A 15612-nucleotide genomic window follows, 5' to 3' on the forward strand; every position below is an offset into this window, starting at 1 on the left:
CGATGAATCCGGTTCTCCGCTTGATAGGCACACCCATAGCCTCGGCTGGTACTTGAATGCCCGTTAACGGGAGGGACCTCCGCCCATGCGAGCTCGATCGATCGCGACCGTGCTGCCGGGAGGCGCGGCACGTCACCCGGTCCTTCTGCTGTCCCTGGGCACCTTCGCCCTGGGCACCGACGCCTTCGTGATCAGTGGCGTGCTGAACGAGGTCGGGCGCGAGCTAGGCGTTTCCCTGGGGACGGCCGGACTGCTCATCACCGTGTTCTCCGGCGTGTACGCGGTGTCGGCTCCCCTGCTGGCGGTGCTGACCGGAAATATGTGCCGCAGACGACTGCTCCTGCTGAGCCTCGCCGTGTTCGTCGCGGCCAATGTGCTGGCCGCCGTGGCGCCCAACTTCGGCGTGATGATCCTCGCCCGGGTGGCCGCGGCCGTCGGCGGCGCCATGTACACGCCCGTCGCGGTGAGCGTCGCCGCCACGCTCGCCGCCCCCTCCGAGCGCGGCCGGGCCCTCGCCGCCGTCGCCGCGGGCCTCACCGTCGCCAACGCGCTCGGGGTGCCGCTCGGCACGCTGATCGGCCAGGCCCTCCAGTGGCGCATGACCTTCGTCTTCGTGGCGATCCTCGGCGTGGTCGCCTACGTCGGGCTGCACCGCGCGCTGGGCGCGCTGCCGTCCCCCGGCGTCGCCTCGCTGCGCCGGCGGCTCGCCGTCGCCACGCTGCCCGGCGTGCCGACCACGCTGCTCGGCACATCCCTGGCCATCTGCGGCATCTTCACCCTCTACGCCTACCTGGCGTGGTTCGCCGGCCAGAGCGCGGGCATCGCCGGGGGCGCGCTCACCGTGGTCTATCTGATCTTCGGCGTCGTGGCGGTGGGCTCCAACCTGACGGCGGGCGTGCTCATCGACCGCACCTCGCCCACCCGCGTCGCGCTGCTCTCCATCGTCGGGCTGGCCGTCGTCTACACCGGCCTGTCGGTGTTCGCCGGGCTCGGCCTCTCCGGCACGGGCGCGGTGGTGACGCTGGCCGTGCTAGTCGGCGTGTGGTCGATGGTCGGATGGCTGTTCAACCCCTCCCAGCAGCAGCGCCTGCTCACCGCCGCCGGCCCGCAGGGCGCGATCGCGCTGTCCCTGAACGCCTCGGCCCTCGCCACCGGGCAGGCCGTGGCCGGGGTCGTCGGCGGGCTCATGCTCGCCGCCGGGCCGGGCCCGCTCGCGCTCGCGGCCGCGGCCTGCGAGGTCCTCGCCGTGGCCGCGCTCGCCGTCTCGGCCCTCGCCGCCCGCCGGAGGGCCGCGGCCCCCGCCCGCCCGCTCGCCACCCCCGTCCCGTCCGAGTCGCACGTGCCCTGACGACGCCCCGCGGCGTGTTCCTTCCCTACCTGACGAGGAGAAGAAGCGACGTGCATCCCACCACCCCCCACCCCCGCACCCTCACCGGGCCGCCTGCCCCGCCGGCCCCGGAGCGTCCGCGTCGGGCGCCATCAATTTAGGGGTTGTTTCCCCGTCTTTCCCGGGCACTGGGGATGACGCGCGCGGTTCTCCTGCCCGGTCAGGGCCCCACCGGCCCGGTCATGAATGAGTCATGTCTCAAGTGGCATCGAGAGTGCCACCATTAACAGGCTCTGTCCCCCCTTCTTCCGCTGCAAGAGGCTTGACACGAACGCGCTGCGCAAGCGGATGGGGGTGTACGCAATGACCACAGCCACTGTCATGTCTAGTAGGGAGCCATCGCCGGCCCACGCTGTGGAGCTGGCGTCTTTGTGCCGGGACCTCTTCGCGTCCTTCACCAGGTCGGACCAGCGTCGCTGGGGGGAGGTCTACGTCCGGGGGTTGCTGTCGGTGTCGGGGAGGAAGTCCATCCGGCGGATGGCCGAGCAGGTCGTCGGCTGGGAGGCCGAACAGTGCCTGCAGCAGTTCGTCAACCAGAGTCCGTGGGACTGGGTGCCCGTGCGGCGCCGCCTCGTGGAGCACGCGATGCCCGCCGTCCAGCCGAAGGCGTGGGTGGTCAGGGAAGTCGTGATGCCGAAGAACGGGTCCAGTTCGGTGGGCGTGGACAAACAGTACGCGCACTCCATCGGCCGGATGATCAACTGTCAGATGGGGCTCGCGGTGTTCCTCGCGGGCGACTCGGGGGCGAGCCCGGTCAACTGGCGGCTGCTGCTGCCGCGGAGCTGGGACGAGGACCCGGCCCGCCGCAGCCGTGCCCACCTGCCCCCCGCCGAGCGGCACCGGTCGCGCTGGGACCTGCTGCTGGACGCCGTGGACGAGATGATCGGCTCCTGGGGGCTGAGCCCCGCGCCCATCCTGGTGGACGCCTGCCACACCGCCCAGGTCGAACCGCTGCTGAGCGGCCTGGAGGAGCGCGGCCTGCGTTACGTGGTCCAGGTCACCGAGGGCACCCGGGTCTCGGTCGGGCCGCGCGCCCGCTGGTCGGCCACGCTCGGCGAGCTGGTCGCGCAGCGGGCCAGGCACGACGCCGTCATGCTGAGCCGCAGGGACGACATGAACGCGACCACGTCGAGGTTCGTGGCGCTGCCCCTGACGGAGCTGGCGGGCCTGTACGACATGGGCCCGGGGGGGCCGTACCGGGGGGCGCGCCGCGTGCTCGCGGAGTGGCCCGTCAGCCAGCCCGACCTGCGCGCGATCTGGCTCACCAACCTCAGCGGCTCTCGCCTGCTCGACCTGATCGGCCTGCTGAGGCTCGGTCACCGCGCCGACCAGGACCTGGCGACGCTGGCGGACGGCTTCGGCCTGCGGCACTTCGAGGGCCGCTCGTTCCGGGGCTGGCACCACCACGTCACGTTGGTCTCTGTCGCCTTCGCCTACCGCCTGCTGCGCCGTCTGGAGGAGCGGGACGAGGCTGATCTGCGCCTGTGGTCGCGCGTGTGAGGCGAGGCCACGACGGCGGCCCGCGCGGCCGCCCGCACGAACGCCGTCGGCGCGCCTGACCTGGCCAAGGGCGCGGCCGATGGCGCCGATCTTGACGCCGGCCTTCCCCGTGCGGGCGCGGAACCCGTCCACTTCGCCCGGCGCCACCATCCGGGGGAAACCGGCGCGCAGGGGACGGCCGGCCATTTCCGTGGGGGTAACTCGGATGGTGGAGAAAATCGAATATCTGGTTCGCGACGCGTGGTGGTCTCCGTTCTGCGAAGACCTTTTCTCATCTTTCGCGCGGGCGGACCAGCGGCGCTGGGGAGACGTTTATCTGCAAGGACTGCTGACCGTTCCGGGTAGGAAATCCATTCGCCGGATCTCCGATCAGGTGGTGGGCCGCCCGGTGGACCAGTGCCTGCAGCAGTTCGTCAACCAGAGCCCGTGGGACTGGCAGCCCGTGCGGAAAAGGCTCGCCGGGCATCTGGCCGCGGCCTTCCGCGCGAAGGCGTGGGTCGTCGAGGAGGTCGCCTTCCCCAAGAACGGGGCCAACTCGGTGGGGGTGGCGCGGCAGTTCGCCCACTCCGCGGGCCGGCTCATCAACTGCCAGCTCGGGCTCGCGGTCATGCTGGTCGGCGAGCACGGGGGGTGCCCGGTGAACTGGCGGCTGCTGCTGCCGCGGAGCTGGGACGACGATCCGGCGCGGCGGGCCAGGACCCGCATACCCGCGCACGAGCGGTACCGGTCACGATGGGAGCACCTTTTGGAGGCGATCGACGAGATGGTCCTCGACTGGGGGCTGCCTCCCGCGCCCGTCGTGGTGGACGCGCGGGCGACGCCCCGGGTCGAGCCGCTGCTGCGCGGGCTGGAGGAGCGCGGGCTGAGCTACGTGGCCAGGGTCGGCGAGAGCGCGCTGATGCGGGGCCGCATGGCGGGATGGGGGTTCGGCGAGGCCGCCGGCGGAACGTCCGCGAACGGCACGACGCTCAGCGGCCCGCGCCGTGACCGGGGCCTGCGGTCCCACCTCACGACCGTCCCGCTGGAGGTGCCGGGCGCGCTGGACGCCCCGCGGCCGAGGCGCCCCGCCAAGCGGTCGGTGACCGTCGAATGGGCGCAGGGCAGGAACGGCCCGAAGGCGATCTGGCTCACCGACCTCGGGGAGTCACGGCTGCCGGAGATCGCCGGCATGATCGAGCTGCGGCGGCGCGCGGCCGCCCAGCTCGCGCTGATGGACGCCGAGTCGGGGCTGCGGCACTTCGAGGGCCGCTCCTTCCGCGGCTGGCACCACCACGTCACGCTGGTCTCCGCCGCGCACGGGTACCGGCTCCTTCGCGGCCTCGACGCCGAGCCCGCGCACGCCCGGGTGCGATCCTATGGGTGAGCGGCCACCGGGCCTGGCCGCCCGGCTGAGGGAGATCGAGCTCTTCGCCGAGCTGTCCGACGAGCAGCTCGGCTGGCTCGCCGGGGTGGGCACGCACCAGAAGCTGGCCGACGGGGACGTGCTGTTCCACGAGAACGAGCCCGCCGGGCACTTCTACGTCCTGCTCGGCGGCGAGCTGCTGTTCACCAAGGTCTTCGGCGGCCAGGAGCACGTGCTCACCAAGCACATCGCCGAGTCGACCCCCGAGCCGCTGCTCGTGCAGTACGACGGCAAGCGGCGCGCGGCGCACCAGTTCACCGGCGAGCTTCCGCTGCTGACCGACAGCGGCTACATCGCCACCGCGATCTCCGCGGGCGGCACCGAGCTGATGGCCTACGACAAGGCGACGTTCCTGGACATGCTCACCCGCTGCCCGGAGGTGAGCCGGGTGCTGCTGCCCGTGCTGGCCTGGCGCATCCGTACGGTGGAGCTGGAGGCCGGGCGCAACCGCATGCTGGAGGGCCTCGGCACGCTCGCGGCCGGGCTCGCGCACGAGCTGAACAACCCGACGGCCGCGATGGTGCGGGCCGCGGGCGAGCTGCGCGGCACGGTGGGCGAACTGACGGACGCCGCCATGCGCTGGGGGCGGGTGGCGACGGCCTCGGAGCGGCGGCTGATCACCCGCGTCTGCGAGAGCCTGCACTCCGGCGCCGGCCCGGGACGCTCCATGGACGTGCTGGAGGCCGCCGAGATCGCCGACGAGGTGATGGAGTGGCTCTTCGCGCACGACATCGACCGCTACCAGGACATCGGCACGGCGCTGGTCGACCGCGGCCTCGGCATCGAGACCCTCGACGAGATCGCCGCCGGCGTGCGCCCGGAGGCGCTGGAGCCCGCGATCGGCTGCCTCGGCCTGATCGTGCAGGCAAGGACGATGGTCGAGGACGTCGCCGAGGCCGGGCGCCGCATCGAGGCGCTCGTGGACACCACCAAGGCGTACACCAACCTGGACCGCGCCCCCGTGCGGGACGTGGACCTGTGGGAGGGCCTGGAGGCGACGCTGGCGATGCTGGCGCCCCGGCTCAGCGGCGTGCGGGTGCGGCGGCACTACGGTGACGTCCCGCTGGTCACGGCGTATCCGAGCGAGCTCAACCAGGTGTGGACCAACCTCATCGACAACGCGGTGGACGCGATGGAGGGCCTCGGCGAGCTGCGGATCAGCACCAAGGTCGAGGGGCACCACGCGCTGGTGGAGATCATGGACAGCGGGCCCGGCATCCCGCAGGGCGTGCTGTCGCTGTTGTTCCAGCCGTTCTTCACCACCAAGGACACCGGCCGCGGCACCGGCCTCGGCCTGCACCTGAGCCGGTACATCGTGTCCCACCGGCACGGCGGCACGATCGACGTGACGTCCGTGCCGGGGGACACGCGGTTCCTCGTGCGGCTACCGCTGACGAGGCGTCAGCTCTCGGCGCGGTAGCGGTGGATCATCGCGACGGCCATCGCGCCCTCGCCGACGCTTGAGGCGATGCGTTTGATGGACTTGGCCCGGGCGTCGCCGGCCACGAAGACCCCGGGCATGCTGGTCTCCAGCGGCAGGGGCTCGCGGGGCAGGTCCCAGCCGTCGATCGACTTCCTGGGCCCGAGGTCCTGGCCGGTGACCAGGAAGCCGTGGCCGTCGCGGGCCACGGCGCCGTCGAGCCATTCGGTGCGCGGCCGGGCGCCGATGAACGTGAAGACGTACTCGGCGTCCTCGGTCACCTCCTCGCCGGTGTCGAGATCGCGCAGCGTGATGCTTTCGAGCCGGTCGTCGCCGTCCGCGGCCACCAGGATCGTCCGCGTCCGCACGTCGACGTTCGGCGCGCGGCGGATCTCGTCGATCAGGTACTGCGACATGCGCGACTCCAGGTCGCCGGCGCGCACGAGCATCGTCACGTGCCGGGCGTGCCGGGAGAAGTGCAGCGCCGCCTGGCCGGCGGAGTTGGCCCCGCCGACGATCCAGACGTGCTGCCCGGTGCACAGGGTGGTTTCCGAGAGGGTGGCGCCGTAGTAGATGCCGGCGCCCTCGAAGCGGCCGGCCCCCTCGGCGTCGAACCTGCTGTAGGACAGCCCGGGGCACAGCAGGACGGTCCCCGCGCTGATCTCCTTGCCGTCGGCCAGGTCGAGGATCACCGCGCGCCCGGCGCGCCGCAGGCGTACGGCCTCCATGGGCGCGAGCAGGTCGACGCCGAACCGGCGGGCCTGGGACACGGCCCGGCTGGTCAGCTCGACGCCGGAGATGCCCGACGGGAACCCCAGGTAGTTCTCGATCCTGCTGGACGAGCCCGCCTGGCCGCCGGGGACGTACGCCTCCACGAGCAGCGTGGACAGGCCCTCGGAGGCGGTGTAGACGGCGGCGGCGAGACCGGCGGGGCCCGCGCCGACGATGGCCACGTCGTAGTGCGGGTGTTTCACCTCCATGGCGAGGCCGAGCGCGGTCGCGAGCTGCCCGGTGGCCGGGGCGGCGAGCCGCCTGCCGTCGGGCAGCAGGACCACCGGCAGCTCGTCCGTCGGGATGTCCTGGCCGGACTCGGTGGCGTCCTGGAACTTGAAGGGCTGGCGGTGGCGGGTGAGAAAGTCGCGCACGCGATGGGTGGCGGGCGCGAAGGGCAGGCCGATGACGGTGATGCCGCCGTAGGGCGGCTCGTAGCTCGACTGCCAGTCGGCCAGCAGCTCGTCGAGCACGGGGTAGAGCCGTTCCTCGGGAGGGTCCCACGGCTTGATGAGGTAGTGGTCGAGCCGGACCTCGTTGATGGCGGCGATGGCGACGCTGGTGTCGGCGTACGCCGTCAGGAGCACCCGGCGCGCCGAGGGGAAGCGGTCCGCGGCGGCGGCGAGCAGTTCGATGCCGGTCAGCTCCGGCATGCGCTGGTCGGAAAGGACCAGCGCGGGTTCCTCGTTGCGGTTGATCAGGGAGTCGAGGATCTGGATCGCCTCGGCGCCCGATCCGGAGGTGAGAACGCGATAGCGGCCCTGGTAGGCCCGGATCAAGTCACGACGTATGGCTCTCAGCACGTGGGGGTCGTCGTCCACGGCGAGCACGACCGGGCGGTGCGGCTCAGGCATCAGGGCGTCTCCGATCGCTGAATGCAGAGTGGGGCTGGGCGTTTCCGCGCGCGCGACGGCGGGCCATGATTGGCCGGGCCACGTCACTTTAACCCGCATTTCGGTGTCGGCGTTCCGACACATGACGAAGTACCGGCTGATTCGCGCGCTGACTATGACGACTTGACGCAATAATCCGACTTCAGGAAGTGAGTCCCGCTCGGTCGAGCGCCCTTGTAGTGAAATATGCAAATTTGTTTGAATCCCGTCGCGGACGATTGTCGATCGACAGGAGCCATCGATGCCGCGCAATATCCTTATCATTCTCTCCGAGTACGGGTACTGGGGAGAGGAACTTCTGGGGCCGCTGACCACATTCGATGAACGTGGATATCAGAGCGTCTTCGCCACCCCCACGGGCAAGCGCCCGCGGGCCCTGCCCCCGAGCCTCGACCCCGGCTACGTCGACCCGCCTCTCGGGCGGCCGGTCACCACGCCCGAGGTCGCCGTGGCCGCCCGCCTGCTGGACGAGTCCGACCGCCTCGACGCCCCGCTCAGCCTCGCCGAGTGGATCCCTGACCGGCCGTACTTCAGCGAGCAGAACTTCATCCGCAAGATCGAGGCCTACTACCGGGACATCGCCCGGCTGGACGAGGACGTCAAGCAGTACGACGCGCTGACCATCGTCGGCGGCAGCGGCCCGATCGCCGACATGGCGAACAACGGCCGGCTGCACGAGCTGATCCTCGCCTTCCTGCGGGCCGGCAAGCCCATCCTCGCCGAGTGCTACGGCGTCGCCTGCCTGGCCTTCGCCCGTGACTGGGAGTCCCGCCAGAGCATCCTGTGGGGCAAGCACGTCACCGGCCACTGCAAGGAGTACGACTACAAGGACGGCACCGGCTTCGTCGGCGTGGACTTCAACATGGGCCCGCCGCCGTACCCCCTGGAGTACATCCTCCGCGACGCCACCGGGCCCGACGGCCGCTACCACGGCAACGTCGGCAAGGAGACCTCGGTCATCGTGGACTACCCGTTCGTCACCGGACGCTCGACCCCCGACTCGTTCCTGTCGGGCCAGAAGCTCGTCGAGGTCCTGGAGTCCGGCCTGCGGCGCTACGGCTGGTGATCACCATGACCTTGCCGCGCCGGTTCTCGTCGACCTCGTGCTGACGTGAGGTGCACCATGAGTGAGAAGCGTTTGGAAGGCTGCACTGTCGCGATACTGATGGAAAGCGACTACGTCGAGCCTGAGATCAACTACTACCAGCGCAGGTTCGTCGAGGAAGGTGCGCGGGTCGAGTTCCTCACACGGCTGTGGGGCCAGAAGTCGATCACCTTCCACGGCCACGAGTACCAGAACCCGTTCACCGTGTCCGGCGACCTGGAGGCGGTGGACGACGACAAGCTCGACGAGTACGACATGTTCATCGTGCCGGCCGGCATGGTGTCCGACCGCCTGCGCTACACCGAGGACGTCCACCAGCTCGCGCCGGCCGTCCAGCTCCTGCGCAGGGCGTTCGAGCGGCCGAAGCTGCTGAAGGGCATCATCTGCCACGGCCTCTGGCTGGCGGCCCCGATACCCGAGGTCGTGCGGGGACGCCGTGTGACCTGCCACAACAACCTGATCGGCGACGCCCGCAACATGGGCGCGATCTACACCGACCAGGACGTCGTGGTCGACGGGGACCTGGTCACCGGGCGCAGCTTCAACCAGTGCCACCTGTTCGCCCGCATGATGATCGACCTGGTCGCCGCCGCCCGCGCGCCCCGCGGGGCGCTGGTCACGGCGGGCGCGGGCACGGCCCCGCTGACGGCGGGCGGGCTCCCGGCGCGCGAGATCGCCGGCGGCGCGAACGGGTCCAACGGGTCCAACGGATCCAACGGGTCCAACGGGTCCAACGGGTCCGCGACGGTGACCCCCGAGCTGGTCGCCCCCCAGGACAACGGGCGTGCCGTGCTGGAGCGCGCGGCGCCCGCGCGCCCGCCCGGCTACCACCCCGACTTCACCTTCTCGGACCTGGTCGCCGGCTACATCACCGGCTACGACCCGGCCCGCGACACGATCGACCTCAAGACCAACGAGGGCAAGGCCGTCCAGGTGCGTCTCACCTCGACGACCTCGGCCGAGTTCCTGCGTAACCTCGGCGAGCCGTACGTCGACGCCACCGGCCACCTGGACGAGCTGCTCAAGCCCGGCGGGTACCTGTTCGCGTACGGCGTCTACTATCCCGAGCACGGCGCGTACACCTTCGAGGCCAAGCGCCTGGTCTTCCTCGGCAGGCAGGCCGGCGACTACAACTTCGAGCGGCCCGACTGGTGGGTGCGCCAGCTCGGCTCGCTCGCCAGGTTCTACAGGAAGGCGCAGTTCGGCGAGGGCGGCCCGATCGACTACACCGCCTACCGCACCGCGCTGCGTCTCGGGGGAGAGAAGACCCTGAACGCCAAGGGCGTGCAGGAGACCGACACGATCTCGCGCCTGACCTACGGCATGGCCTCGGCCTACATGCTGACCGGCGACGAGGACTTCCTGGAGGTCGCCGAGCAGGGCACGCAGTACCTGCGCGACCACATGCGCTTCGTCGACCGCGACGAGGACGTCGTCTACTGGTACCACGGCATCGAGGTGCGCGAGGGCACCGAGCACAAGCTCTTCACCTCGGAGTTCGGCGACGACTACGACGCGATCCCGATGTACGAGCAGATCTACGCGCTGGCCGGGCCCATCCAGCTCTACCGGCTGACCGGCGACCCGCGGATCCTCGCCGACGCCGAGGGCACGCTGCGCCTGTTCCGCAAGTTCTTCCGCGACCCCGAGCAGGGCGGCTGGTACTCGCACGTCGACCCGATCCTGCTCAGCCCGCACCACGAGTCGCTCGGGCCGAACCGGTCGAGGAAGAACTGGAACTCGGTGGGCGACCACGCGCCGGCCTACCTCACGAACCTGTACCTGGCCACGGGCGACCCCCGGCACGCGGAGATGCTGGAGGAGACGTTCGACCTGATCGTCAAGCACTTCCCGCAGGCCGGCAGCCCGTTCGTGCAGGAGCGCTTCCACGCCGACTGGTCGGCCGACCGCACCTGGAACTGGCAGCAGGACCGGGCCGTCGTCGGGCACAACCTGAAGATCGCCTGGAACCTGATGCGGATGATGGCGGTCAACCCCAAGGACGGCTACCGGCAGCTCGCCACCGAGATCGGCAGGAAGATGCCGCAGGTCGGCGCCGACCCGCAGCGCGGCGGCTGGTACGACGTCGTGGAACAGCACCTGCAGGAGGGCCAGGAGCTCCACCGGTTCGTCTGGCACGACCGCAAGGCGTGGTGGCAGCAGGAGCAGGCGATCCTCGCCTACCAGATCCTGGCCGGCCACACCGGCGACCCGGAGTTCCGGCGCAGGGCCCGGGAGGCCTCGGCGTTCTACAACGCCTTCTTCCTGGACCACGACGAGGGCGGCGTGTACTTCAACGTCCTGGCCAACGGCCTGCCCTACCTTCTGGGGAACGAGCGGTCCAAGGGCAGCCACTCGATGAGCATGTACCACGGCGCGGAGCTGTGCTTCCTCGCCACGGTCTACGAGCGCCTGCTGCTCGACGACGAGCCGCTGACCCTGCACTTCCGCCCCAACCCCGACGGCTTCACCGACCGCGTCCTGCGGGTCGCGCCGGACGCGCTGCCGCCGGGCCGGGTGCGGCTGGACTGGGTGGAGGTGGACGGCTCCCCGTACCAGGCCTTCGACGCGGCGGCGATGACCGTGAAGCTGCCCGACTCGAAGTCGCACCTGCGGGTCCGCGCCCACCTGTCGCCCGTGAGTGACTAGGAGTGGCGATGCAACTCCGCACGGAACTGCGCGACGACGTCACGATCATCGCGCTCGAAGGATCCCTGGACAGCCGGACGGCGCCCCAGGTGCAGCAGGAGATCGAGGCGTTGTTCCCCGACCACGGGCTGGTGCTGCTGGACCTGAGCGGCACCAGCTACATGTCCAGCGCCGGGCTGCGCGTGCTGCTGCTCGTGTACCGCAGGGCCCAGGCGGGCACGGCGCGCCTGGCGCTCACCGGGGTCCCGGACGAGGTGCGCGAGATCATGGCGGCCACCGGGTTCCTCGACTTCTTCACCGTCGCCGGGTCGGTGGAGGACGGCGTCAAGGCGTTGACGGTATGACGGCACACCAGGCCATCGAGCGCATCGACGCCTACCCGACGCGCAGGATCGCGGGATTCCCGGTACGCGCCGGGCGGCCGCTGCCGTTCGGCGCGACACCGGTGCCCGGCGGTGTCAACTTCTCCGTCTACTCCAACAACGCGACCGGGATGACGCTGGTGCTCTACCGGGCCGGCGAGCCGGAGCCCATGGCCGAGCTGCCGTTCCCGGACTCCTTCGTCATCGGGGGCGTCTACGCGATGACGGTGTACGACCTCGACGCGGAGGGCATCGAGTACGGCTACCGCGCGGAGGGTCCCTTCGACCCCGAGCGCGGCCACCGGTTCGATCCCACGGTCGTGGTCGCGGACCCTTACGCCCGGTTGATGAGCGACGCCCGCACGGGGCCGCGGCGGTCACGGGTGGCCCTGGACGACTTCGACTGGGAGGACGACAGGCCGCTGCGCCTGCCGCACGAGGATCTGGTCGTCTACGAGCTCCACGCGCGCGGCTTCACCCGTGACCCCTCCTCGGGGGTCACGGCGCCGGGCACGTACGCGGGGCTCGTCGAGAAGATCCCGTACCTGCGGGAGCTCGGCGTCAACTGCGTCGAGCTCCTGCCGGTCTTCGAGTTCGACGAGAACGACAACCCCCGCGCGCATCCGGTCACCGGCGAGCCGCTGGCGAACTACTGGGGGTACAACACGGTCGGCTACTTCGCGCCCAAGGCGTCCTACGCCTCGACGGGCCGGTTCGGGATGCAGGCCGACGAGTTCAAGAACCTCGTCAAGCAACTGCACCGGGCCGGCATCGAGGTCATCCTGGACGTGGTGTTCAACCACACCGCCGAGGGCAACGAGTACGGGCCCACGATCTCGTTCAAGGGCCTGGACAACGCGACGTACTACATGCTCACCCCGGACGGGCACTACTACAACTTCAGCGGCACCGGCAACACGCTGAACTGCAACAACCCCGTGGTCCGCGGCTTCGTGCTCGACTGCCTGCGCTACTGGGCGTCGGAGTTCCACATCGACGGCTTCCGGTTCGACCTGGCCGCGATCCTCGGGCGCGGGCCCGACGGCGCGCTGCTGGCCAACCCGCCGCTGCTGGAGACGCTGGCCTACGACCCGGTGCTGCGCGACTGCAAGCTGATCGCCGAGGCGTGGGACGCGGCCGGGCTCTACCAGGTGGGCAGCTTCCCGAACTACTGCCGCTGGTCGGAGTGGAACGGCCGCTACCGCGACACCGTGCGCCGGTTCGTCAAGGGCGACACCGGCGTGACGGGCGACCTCGCCACCCGCATGGTCGGCTCGCCGGACATGTACGCCCAGCGGGGGACCTCGGCGACGGTGAACTTCGTGCTGTGCCACGACGGGTTCACGCTCAACGACCTGGTGTCCTACAACGGCAAGCACAACGAGGCCAACGGCGAGGACAACAGGGACGGCGACAACAACAACCAGTCGTGGAACTGCGGGGTGGAGGGGCCGACCGACGATCCGGAGATCCTGGCCCTGCGCGCCCGGCAGATGCGCAACGTCTTCATGATCCTGCTGGCCAGCCAGGGCGTGCCGATGATCCTCGCCGGGGACGAGGTCGGGCGCACCCAGCAGGGCAACAACAACGCCTACTGCCACGACAGCTCGCTGACGTGGTTCGACTGGAGCCTGGTCGAGCGCAACGCCGACCTGCTGCGCTTCGTGCGGCGCGCGATCGCCTTCCGCCAGGCCCACCCGGTCCTGCGGCGCGGTCCCGCCTCCGAGGTGAGCTGGCACGGCGTGCGGGCCTGGACGGCCGACTGGTCGGAGCACTGCCGGCTGATCGCCGGCATGTTCGGCACCGGCGCCGGCGACAGCGTGTACGTCGCCGCGAACGCCCACTGGGAGGGCCACCTCCTGGAACTGCCGGAGCCTCCCCAGGGGACGGCCTGGCACCTGTTCGCCGACACCGCGGCGCCGCCGCCGTTCGACGCCCACGAACCGGGCGCGGAGCCCGTGCTGCCGGACCAGACGCACGTGGAGGTGGGCCCGCGCGCCGTCGTCGTCCTGGTCGCTCACAGCCAGGCGGACCAACGAGACAACGGGAAGGAGGAGTGATGGCATTCAAGGCGAAGATGCAGATCGAGGACGGCACCGCGACCATCAGGCTCGAAGGCGAGCTCGACGGCCGCTCGGCCCCCGAGCTCAACGACCTGGTCGTCAAGGCCGCCGAGCAGCATGTGGACCGGCTCGTGCTGCTGCTGGAGGAGCTGACCTACATGTCCTCTGCGGGCATCCGCTGCCTGGTGTTCGCGCACCAGAAGATGCCGGAGGACGCCGAGATCATATTGGTGGGCACCCGGCTCGACGTGGCGGAGACCATCAGGCTGACCGGCTTCGACCGCAGCATCGTGATGCGGGAAACCTTGGAGGCGTGATGGCGGGATGCCGGCTCAAGGTCGACGGCGCCGGCGGGTCCATCGCCGGGCCGGTCGCGGATTTCGTCGGGGCTCTGGCCGAGCGGGCCGGGCTGGGCAGACGCCCGGCCTACTGGCTGCGGCTGGCCGCCGACGAGATCACCACCAACATCGTGCAGCACGGTTACCGGGGGCGCTGCGGTGTGGTGGATCTTGAGGGCGGCATCGAGGCGGGCGCGCTGTGGCTGTGCATAGAGGACGACGCGCCCGCCTTCGATCCCCGGAGATACGATCCCGCCCCGCGTCTCGCCGTCCCGTTGCCCGTGCGCGAGCAGGGCGGATACGGCTTGATGCTCGCGATCGGCAAGGTGGACGAATTCAGATATCAGTACGTCGGGGGGCGCAACCGCAACACGTTGATCATGCGGCTGACCGGTTCCGGCGAAGCACATGGAGGGGTCGATGCCGAACGCGCTGGTGGTGTTTGAGACCGAGACGGGCGTGCCGAAGGTGGTGGCCGAGCTGCGCGAGGTGCTCCGCGCCGACGGCTTCGACGTCACCTACAGCACTCCGGACGATCTGCCGATGCGCCCGGAGCAGGCGCCGCCGGACATCCTGCTGGTGTCCGCCTCGCTCGGCCTGCAACGCGTCGCGCTCGTCGGCCAGCACTTCATGGTCGACGGGCGCACGCCCACCATCATCGCGTTCCCGGAAGACGACCTGGACGCGCTGGAGGAGTGCGTGGAGGGCGGGTTCGACTACATCACCCCGCCCTTCCGCCGCAAGCTGTTGCGCAGCCGCATGGAGTCCTGCCAGGAGAGATCCGCGCTCAGCACCACCGTGGAAGAGATGGCCGCGCTCGCGAGCCTGCGGGAGTACGAGCGCGACCTGCACATAGCCCGTGAGATCCAGTCGGGGTTCCTGCCCGAGCACCTGCCCACGCCGGACGGCTGGGAGGTCGGGGCGCGCTTCCGGCCCGCCCGTCAGGTCGCCGGCGACTTCTACGACGTCTTCACGATCGTCAACGGCCGCAGGCTGGCCTTCATCGTGGCCGACGTCTGCGACAAGGGCATCGGGGCCGCGCTGTTCATGGCGCTCATCCGGACGCTGCTGCGGCACACCGCCGAGCACACCGGGGCGTCCCGCCTGGTCGAGGACGAGTTCCTGGTGTCGATGGACGGGGAGGGCGTGGGCGGGTCGGCGGCGCCGCTGCTGTCCCTGGGGGCGGGCCCCCTGGTCCAGGCGATCCTCGGCACCAACCGGTACATGGCGCGCAACCACCTGAAGCAGGGCTACTTCGCGACCATGTTCTTCGGGGTCCTGGACCCGGTCTCGGGCGTGGTCCTCTACATCAACGGCGGCCACAACCCGCCGGTGGTGGTCCACGCCGACGGCAGGCGGAGCATGCTCCCGCCCACCGGACCGGCCGTGGGCATCCTCCCCGACAGCTCCTACACCCTGGGGTACGTCCAGCTCGACCAGGGCGACACCCTGTTCGCCTACACCGACGGCGTCGTGGAGGCCCGGGACACGCAGGGCGGCCTGTACGGCACGCCCAAGCTGCTGGACCTTCTGGAGGCCAACAGGGGGCGGGACGTGGAGGGGCTGCTGGCGGAGGTGGACACCTCGGTGCGGCACTTCGCGAGCCACGCCGAGCAGAGCGACGACATCACCACCCTGGCCCTGCGCCGCGTCCCGCCGGGCGGGATCGCCGCGGCGAGGTGAGGAAGCGGTACCCACGAGAAGACCCCGGCCCGGGAGGCG

12 protein-coding genes are annotated in these 15612 nt (G+C 70.6%); 11 read left to right on the forward strand and 1 reads right to left on the reverse strand.

What is annotated here, in order from left to right; genetic code table 11:
• Window positions 1-85: 85 nt before the first annotated feature.
• The 4 genes from BJ982_RS09335 (at window position 86) to BJ982_RS09350 (ending at window position 5709) form a co-directional block, all read left to right on the forward strand.
• Window positions 86-1348, forward strand: a complete 1263-nt coding sequence (locus BJ982_RS09335) for an MFS transporter (protein WP_184878431.1) — start codon at window positions 86-88, stop codon at window positions 1346-1348.
• 360 nt (window positions 1349-1708) lie between these two features.
• On the forward strand, window positions 1709-2887 hold the full coding sequence (locus tag BJ982_RS09340; RefSeq protein WP_184878433.1) for an IS701 family transposase: 1179 nt from the start codon (window positions 1709-1711) through the stop codon (window positions 2885-2887).
• A 205-nt stretch (window positions 2888-3092) separates the two neighbouring features.
• Window positions 3093-4250, forward strand: a complete 1158-nt coding sequence (locus BJ982_RS09345; RefSeq protein ID WP_184878435.1) for an IS701 family transposase — start codon at window positions 3093-3095, stop codon at window positions 4248-4250.
• Window positions 4243-5709, forward strand: a complete 1467-nt coding sequence (locus BJ982_RS09350) for an ATP-binding protein (protein WP_184878437.1) — start codon at window positions 4243-4245, stop codon at window positions 5707-5709. Before BJ982_RS09345 ends, BJ982_RS09350 begins: the two co-directional genes overlap by 8 nt.
• Here BJ982_RS09350 and BJ982_RS09355 read toward each other — a convergent pair.
• The gene (locus BJ982_RS09355) at window positions 5691-7334 is read right to left on the reverse strand and encodes an NAD(P)/FAD-dependent oxidoreductase (RefSeq protein ID WP_184878442.1); all 1644 of its coding nucleotides are present in this window, start codon (window positions 7332-7334) and stop codon (window positions 5691-5693) included. The two genes, BJ982_RS09350 and BJ982_RS09355, sit on opposite strands and share 19 nt — an antisense overlap.
• A 280-nt stretch (window positions 7335-7614) precedes the next feature.
• Between BJ982_RS09355 and BJ982_RS09360 the strand changes: the two genes are divergently transcribed.
• The 7 genes from BJ982_RS09360 to BJ982_RS09390 are packed head-to-tail and all read left to right on the forward strand — an operon-like array spanning window position 7615 to window position 15573.
• The gene (locus BJ982_RS09360) at window positions 7615-8439 is read left to right on the forward strand and encodes a type 1 glutamine amidotransferase domain-containing protein (protein WP_184878445.1); all 825 of its coding nucleotides are present in this window, start codon (window positions 7615-7617) and stop codon (window positions 8437-8439) included.
• Between the two features lie 57 nt (window positions 8440-8496).
• Window positions 8497-11127, forward strand: coding sequence for an AGE family epimerase/isomerase (locus tag BJ982_RS09365; protein WP_203959347.1), 2631 nt, complete (start codon window positions 8497-8499; stop codon window positions 11125-11127).
• A gap of 8 nt (window positions 11128-11135) precedes the next feature.
• Window positions 11136-11471: an STAS domain-containing protein gene (locus tag BJ982_RS09370; protein WP_184611219.1), complete on the forward strand. Its 336-nt coding sequence runs from the start codon at window positions 11136-11138 to the stop codon at window positions 11469-11471.
• Window positions 11468-13549, forward strand: a complete 2082-nt coding sequence (locus BJ982_RS09375; RefSeq protein WP_203959348.1) for a glycogen debranching protein — start codon at window positions 11468-11470, stop codon at window positions 13547-13549. The genes BJ982_RS09370 and BJ982_RS09375 overlap by 4 nt, the downstream gene beginning before the upstream one ends.
• Window positions 13549-13869 (forward strand): anti-sigma factor antagonist, encoded by a 321-nt coding sequence (locus tag BJ982_RS09380; RefSeq protein WP_184878448.1) that lies wholly within the window; start codon window positions 13549-13551, stop codon window positions 13867-13869. The genes BJ982_RS09375 and BJ982_RS09380 overlap by 1 nt, the downstream gene beginning before the upstream one ends.
• On the forward strand, window positions 13869-14336 hold the full coding sequence (locus tag BJ982_RS09385) for an ATP-binding protein (RefSeq protein WP_184878451.1): 468 nt from the start codon (window positions 13869-13871) through the stop codon (window positions 14334-14336). Before BJ982_RS09380 ends, BJ982_RS09385 begins: the two co-directional genes overlap by 1 nt.
• Window positions 14311-15573, forward strand: coding sequence for a PP2C family protein-serine/threonine phosphatase (locus tag BJ982_RS09390; protein ID WP_184878455.1), 1263 nt, complete (start codon window positions 14311-14313; stop codon window positions 15571-15573). The genes BJ982_RS09385 and BJ982_RS09390 overlap by 26 nt, the downstream gene beginning before the upstream one ends.
• The last annotated feature ends 39 nt before the right edge of the window (window positions 15574-15612 follow it).

Origin of the sequence: Sphaerisporangium siamense, assembly GCF_014205275.1 — a bacterium.
Taxonomy (GTDB): domain Bacteria; phylum Actinomycetota; class Actinomycetes; order Streptosporangiales; family Streptosporangiaceae; genus Sphaerisporangium; species Sphaerisporangium siamense.

Bases quoted from the DNA above. Each gene is read 5' to 3' on its own strand.
- BJ982_RS09355 (WP_184878442.1), bottom strand. From the start codon at position 7,334: ATGCCTGAGCCGCACCGCCCGGTCGTGCTCGCCGTGGACGACGACCCC.
- BJ982_RS09345 (WP_184878435.1), top strand. From the start codon at position 3,093: ATGGTGGAGAAAATCGAATATCTGGTTCGCGACGCGTGGTGGTCTCCG.
- BJ982_RS09375 (WP_203959348.1), top strand. From the start codon at position 11,468: ATGACGGCACACCAGGCCATCGAGCGCATCGACGCCTACCCGACGCGC.
- BJ982_RS09390 (WP_184878455.1), top strand. From the start codon at position 14,311: ATGCCGAACGCGCTGGTGGTGTTTGAGACCGAGACGGGCGTGCCGAAG.
- BJ982_RS09370 (WP_184611219.1), top strand. From the start codon at position 11,136: ATGCAACTCCGCACGGAACTGCGCGACGACGTCACGATCATCGCGCTC.
- BJ982_RS09335 (WP_184878431.1), top strand. From the start codon at position 86: ATGCGAGCTCGATCGATCGCGACCGTGCTGCCGGGAGGCGCGGCACGT.
- BJ982_RS09360 (WP_184878445.1), top strand. From the start codon at position 7,615: ATGCCGCGCAATATCCTTATCATTCTCTCCGAGTACGGGTACTGGGGA.
- BJ982_RS09380 (WP_184878448.1), top strand. From the start codon at position 13,549: ATGGCATTCAAGGCGAAGATGCAGATCGAGGACGGCACCGCGACCATC.
- BJ982_RS09350 (WP_184878437.1), top strand. From the start codon at position 4,243: ATGGGTGAGCGGCCACCGGGCCTGGCCGCCCGGCTGAGGGAGATCGAG.
- BJ982_RS09340 (WP_184878433.1), top strand. From the start codon at position 1,709: ATGTCTAGTAGGGAGCCATCGCCGGCCCACGCTGTGGAGCTGGCGTCT.
- BJ982_RS09365 (WP_203959347.1), top strand. From the start codon at position 8,497: ATGAGTGAGAAGCGTTTGGAAGGCTGCACTGTCGCGATACTGATGGAA.
- BJ982_RS09385 (WP_184878451.1), top strand. From the start codon at position 13,869: ATGGCGGGATGCCGGCTCAAGGTCGACGGCGCCGGCGGGTCCATCGCC.